The organism is Sulfuricurvum sp. (assembly GCF_049305995.1).
Taxonomy (GTDB): Bacteria; Campylobacterota; Campylobacteria; order Campylobacterales; family Sulfurimonadaceae; genus Sulfuricurvum.
The window spans coordinates 1-5,120 of the sequence record NZ_JBAQPS010000245.1; the positions used below are offsets into that span (position 1 = coordinate 1).

At 42.9% G+C, this 5,120-nt stretch carries 8 protein-coding genes; 1 reads left to right on the forward strand and 7 read right to left on the reverse strand.

Annotation, left to right across the window (positions count from 1 at the left end; all coding sequences use genetic code 11):
• From WA010_RS08500 to WA010_RS08530, 7 genes are all read right to left on the reverse strand, one after another.
• A partial coding sequence (locus WA010_RS08500; protein WP_422556699.1) for a hypothetical protein occupies window positions 1-239 on the reverse strand: 239 nt, incomplete at its 3' end.
• Between the two features lie 25 nt (window positions 240-264).
• Window positions 265-882: a hypothetical protein gene (locus WA010_RS08505; protein WP_422556700.1), complete on the reverse strand. Its 618-nt coding sequence runs from the start codon at window positions 880-882 to the stop codon at window positions 265-267.
• A gap of 19 nt (window positions 883-901) precedes the next feature.
• Window positions 902-1,291 (reverse strand): VOC family protein, encoded by a 390-nt coding sequence (locus WA010_RS08510; protein ID WP_422556701.1) that lies wholly within the window; start codon window positions 1,289-1,291, stop codon window positions 902-904.
• 61 nt (window positions 1,292-1,352) lie between these two features.
• Window positions 1,353-1,889 (reverse strand): GNAT family N-acetyltransferase, encoded by a 537-nt coding sequence (locus WA010_RS08515; RefSeq protein ID WP_422556702.1) that lies wholly within the window; start codon window positions 1,887-1,889, stop codon window positions 1,353-1,355.
• A gap of 4 nt (window positions 1,890-1,893) precedes the next feature.
• Window positions 1,894-2,649, reverse strand: coding sequence for an arylamine N-acetyltransferase family protein (locus WA010_RS08520; RefSeq protein ID WP_422556703.1), 756 nt, complete (start codon window positions 2,647-2,649; stop codon window positions 1,894-1,896).
• 44 nt (window positions 2,650-2,693) lie between these two features.
• Window positions 2,694-3,524 (reverse strand): class I SAM-dependent methyltransferase, encoded by an 831-nt coding sequence (locus tag WA010_RS08525; RefSeq protein WP_422556704.1) that lies wholly within the window; start codon window positions 3,522-3,524, stop codon window positions 2,694-2,696.
• Window positions 3,521-4,138 carry a pyridoxamine 5'-phosphate oxidase family protein gene (locus WA010_RS08530; protein ID WP_422556705.1) on the reverse strand — a complete coding sequence of 206 codons (618 nt, stop codon included), beginning with the start codon at window positions 4,136-4,138 and terminating at the stop codon, window positions 3,521-3,523. Before WA010_RS08530 ends, WA010_RS08525 begins: the two co-directional genes overlap by 4 nt.
• Before the next feature lie 89 nt (window positions 4,139-4,227).
• On the opposite strand from WA010_RS08530, the gene WA010_RS08535 reads away from it, so the two are divergent.
• Window positions 4,228-5,120: PLP-dependent aminotransferase family protein (locus tag WA010_RS08535; RefSeq protein WP_422556706.1), on the forward strand; the 893-nt coding region annotated here is incomplete at its 3' end.

The following is a 5,120-nucleotide window of genomic DNA, read 5'->3' on the forward strand; positions in this document are numbered from 1 at the left end:
GGTATAGAGACTGTAATGATACCTATTTTTACCGACACAAAAAACAATACCACAGTATTCATCATCAATGAAATCGACTCAAAAATATACAATTCTTGAAGATTATGAACCCGTCCACCCCATACAATATCATAAGGAACGATACCAAATACTATGGAGATATGAAATAGTATGGATAGTAAATGTGTTCCAACAAGTACTATGCCTATAATCCGATAAACATTTGATTCTAATTGCATCTTCGATACTCCTTTTTTACCGAAATCACTTTATCGCCATCATCAAAAAACCAGTAAACCCTGCATTATCAGCACCGATCAAAGGAGAGACGTGTGATTTCATCTCTTGAAGTATCTGAACATAGCGCATATAAAATTCATAAGTCGGTTTTGGCTTATATTCTAAACCGCTTATCTCGAAAAATTTGATAATATCTTTGGTCGTGGTCGGTTTGATAAAAAATTCTTTATCCCGTGCATAATAATAGGGAATCAACGTTACGATAGACCATTTTGCGAGTTTGTAGATGCTAAGCACATCGACGAGGATTTTAAATCCTTTCTCATGATCGGCGTGCAAAAATTCATACAATCCGATAGCAAACATATCTTGCTGCTCCATACTCATCTGCTTGACCATATCTCGTATTTTTGGTTTTTCGAAGAGGGAAATGAGAGATGATTTAGAAACAATTTTGGCAAAGCTTTCACCTATCTCTTCGGTACGCGAAAATTTCTCAGGTGCAAACATCTCCTGTACACTTTCACCTATTTTTGCCGTATTGTGCCGTTTTATGATCGGTAGTAGTGCTTCGTCTTCAAACCCTTTGGGGTAAAAGGTGAAAAAACTTGCTTCGGCTTCTTTGAGCTTTGCGAGGTTCATTGCCAATCCTTTGCGTTACTTAACACGCCATCTTATATTCGATCATCGATATCACCGCCCCTTGCGGGTCTTGGATGATTGCAAAATCGCCGACTTTCGGTATCGGAGTGATCTCAACGATCACGTTTGCCCCGAGCTCTTTTGCCTTCTCTAACGTAGCTTTTATATCCGTAACGGTTATGTAATTGCCCCAATGCGGCGGTATTTTTTCATCATCACAATGTTGTATATCCATGATACCTGCCATCTCTTGACCATTCAGTGATACCACTTGATAGTCAAAATCGACGTTATCGGCTTTTTTGAACTCCCATCCAAATAGCTCTCCGTAAAACTTTTTTGCCCCTTCGACATTGCCCGTTAAAAGCTCAAACCAACTAAATGCACCGTGTGTAGCAAATGGATTCATTGACGTATCCTCTTTATTTATTTTCAATAATCATACCTGCGTAGAATCAATAAAAAATAAATTATGACAATTTGACATCGAATAGTTTTCTCTCAAATAAACACGCATCCGCCAATGCGTAATGATCGGGTAATCCCACGACATTATCCAGTTTATGATACCCAAGATACTCAAACCCGCATTTTTGATAATGCTCAATCAGTCCTCTGTTCTCGCCGATGGTATCCATCCGAATGTAGCCTTTGCCATTTTCACGTGCGTATTGTTCCGCCCATTCGACAATACGTGCTACGAAATTATTTCCTCTAAAATCAGGGTTGTTTGCGATACGGTGGATATAAAGTGCTGGATCACTGTCTCGTTCTCCCCAAATCTGCGGATCGCTAAATGTTGTCGCCCAGATACACGCTATACGTCCGTCGATCATCATTTTCCATTGTCGGTTTTCCGTTATCTCGGTTTCAATCAACTCCCGTTTAAACTCCGGCCAATGGACGAAAAACTTGGATTTTTGGAAATCGGTAGCGATGGCATAGAGTCTGAATATTTCGTCGATGTCATCGATGGTGCTGTTTTTAATATCTATAAAGTTTTGCATTAAATTAACTATCAAAAAGATTTAGCCCAAAATACTCTTTTAACGCACTCTCATATTCGACTTTCAATAGCTCCAGTTTCCCCTCTTCGATAAGTTTGAGTTCATTATCCACGAGAATTTTACGCCCATTAGGTGTTTGCATGATCGCAAGTTTCTTTTGGGTAAAGATCGTATCAGGATGGGTGGCATTAAAGTGATTAGCCAGACTAAACTCGATCCACTCCTGCGGTTGAAGGGCAAAGCCGTATTGACGTTGCCACTCCCCCTGTACGAGAGAACTCACGACATATTCTCCATCGATCAGTTCCATGCGGAAACGATCACCGTCCTGCACCGCTTCACCCTCCACGATTTCCATAGGTGCGCGCAGAGCGTATCCGCCGAATCCCGTATCGCATAGATAATCTCTCCCATCTACACGGACGATCACCACCATGTGGGTTTTCGGTCGACGCATTGGGTAGAACATCGGACGCGCCCCCGCGAAATACCACTCGAATCCAATGGCAGTGAGTGCCATCGCAAACACGCCGTTGATTTCGTAGCAGTAACCTCCGCGCCCATGCAACAGCACTTTATCCACTATATCTTCGGGAACCATCGATGGGATTCGTCCCGCCTGAACTTCGGTATTTTCAAACGGGATAGTTCGCAGTTGCTTTTGTACTAGCTGAGTGAGTGTTGCGACATCGGGATGCACTTCCCCATCAAAGCCGATACGTGCAAGATAGTCTGTGAGATTAAAGTTTGATGCGGTCATAATATTGCCTTTTTACTATAAAAAATTGTGCCTTTTATTGGCTTTTATCGGGATGAATCTACTTTAGACACGATAGAAATCAAACTATTCGCATTAAAATCGATACAGTTGTCTTGTGAAATTGATTGCAAATGCTCTATATATTCTTTTTCAAATTGAGAATAATTGGATTCCAACTGATTTAATAACCCCTTGTATCCCGTACTGTTGAGAAGTTGCCACCATTCATTAATCTCCATCGGAAACACAATTTCAATATCGTGGATTTCCAAACTATCATATTCGATGTGAGCACATAGCGTTTCAATTTCATCTTGCGTCGTCAGTTGTCTTTTTTCTATCCGCTTCGGTGGCGCGATATTGTAATTTTGTTCCAACAGCTCTAAAAATATTTTGGAGTACGGTTGAAAAGCTTGATCCGTAAAGGTTGAAAAAATAAATTTTCCCTCATCGCTCAATCGCTCAGAAATATCGCTAACAACTTTTTCCATATTTGGGTAGAAAAACAACCCGTATCCGCACGTAATGAAATCAAATTTTGTGTCTTCAAAATTCAGATTTTCCACATCTTGAACCAAGTAGGTGATGTTGTTTATCCCATGCTCTTTTGTCTTTAATCGGGCTATATTGAGCATCTCCTCGGAAATATCGACACCATAAATATTTGCCTTTGGAAACTTTTTGGCAAGTTCTATCGCGATATGACCTGTCCCCGTCGATAAATCTAAAATGTTCAAATTATCGTTTTCAGAATGGATCAAATCGACCATTTTTTTGGCTGATAGTATAAATTGCTGATTTCTATCATAGCTTTTGGCTACATTGTCAAAGGTACTTTTGATATTCTCTTTAATGGTTTGTTCTTCGTTATTCATCTGTCATCCGCTTGTTTCTGAAATTGTCGCATCAACTGAATCGTCGCACTATCGGCAAAGCCATTTCGCTCTTCTATGTGTTTGATAAGTGTATCGTACCGCTCTTTCGGTAAATTTTGCCCCACTTTGACTTTGAGGCTCATAACGTTCGGTACGATTTTATAGACTCCTGTTAACTCCATCATTTTCGTATAGATCGGGTTTGCCGCTGTGATCGGCTCATATTTCCCTTCAGGCTGCATTTTCTCCATCAGAGCAGTCAATCCGAATGCTTTTTCGCGTTCATCTTTCACCCTTATCGCTTCACCGCTGATATGCACCGAGGTAAAATACTGTGTTGCGGGATATGCCGCACTGGTATCGCTAAAATACGACGGGATATAGGCATAAGGCTTTACAACTAAAAATGCCACCTTCGCGCGATCCCCTATCGCTTCGACCTTTCGCCCTTCAATGCTTCCGTGAAAGTACACTGCCCCCTGACGATATGCGAAGTTGACCGCTACACCATACGGCTCGCCGTCACTGATGAGCGACAACACACCGTATTCACATTCGCTTAATACCGATTCGATTGCTTGCGGGTCGGTGACTTCAAATTCTGCACGTCTCATATCGATTTCCTCTAAAATTTTGTGATACTATATCGCCAATCTGCACTCTAAACAAGTGACAAAATATTTAATAACTATGAGGTCAGTTTATGTATCTCCTCGACGCAACTTCCGAAATACCTCTGCATATTCAGCTTTACGAAGCACTCAAATACGACATCACGACCACTCTTACTATCGGGAGCAAACTCCCCTCGATTCGAAAAATCTCCCAAGAGTACCGCATCAGCAAAAACACCGTCGAATCTGCCTATAGCCAACTCTACGCCGAAGGCTACATCGAGAGCCGTCCCAAAAGCGGTTATTACGTCGCAGATGCCGATTTTAATCCGCTAGGGAAACCTTCCACAATAGAATCTGCCAACACCCCTGCCATCAGTTACCGCTACAATTTTTACCCCGTCCGCCTCTCCAAAGAGGTCTTTCCCCTCAAACTCTGGAAACGGCTCTATAATCGCGCCATAGACGACTCTCTCGATTTTGGTGCCTACTCCGATCCTCAGGGAGAATTTGGATTGAGAGCTGAAATAGCACGGTATTTGACCGAACTTCGTGGCGTGCGGTGCGATGCTTCGCACATTATCGTGACGGGGGCATTTATCGACGCGATGAGTATGATCGCAGATATTCTCCGCCCGACCCACACCCATTTTGCTATCGAGCATCCCGGCTACCATATCGCCCGAAAGGTTTTCGCCCACCGCCTCTACGATATTACCCCCATAGGGGTCGATGAAAACGGACTCCTCATCGATGAGCTATCCGCGTCCGATGCACGCATAGTCTACATCACCCCCTCGCACCAGTACCCCACAGGCGCGGCGATGCCCATCACCAACCGTCTGAAACTCCTCACATGGGCAAAAGAGAACGACGGCTACATCATCGAAGACGACTACGACAGCGAACTCACCTACCGCTCCCGCCCTATCCCCTCACTCCAAGGACTCGACAGTAGTGAGAGAGTCATCTACATCGGCAC

Coding starts and splice junctions, on each gene's coding strand:
- WA010_RS08530 (WP_422556705.1), bottom strand. CDS start 4,138: ATGAGACGTGCAGAATTTGAAGTCACCGACCCGCAAGCAATCGAATCG.
- WA010_RS08515 (WP_422556702.1), bottom strand. CDS start 1,889: ATGCAAAACTTTATAGATATTAAAAACAGCACCATCGATGACATCGAC.
- WA010_RS08520 (WP_422556703.1), bottom strand. CDS start 2,649: ATGACCGCATCAAACTTTAATCTCACAGACTATCTTGCACGTATCGGC.
- WA010_RS08505 (WP_422556700.1), bottom strand. CDS start 882: ATGAACCTCGCAAAGCTCAAAGAAGCCGAAGCAAGTTTTTTCACCTTT.
- WA010_RS08525 (WP_422556704.1), bottom strand. CDS start 3,524: ATGAATAACGAAGAACAAACCATTAAAGAGAATATCAAAAGTACCTTT.
- WA010_RS08510 (WP_422556701.1), bottom strand. CDS start 1,291: ATGAATCCATTTGCTACACACGGTGCATTTAGTTGGTTTGAGCTTTTA.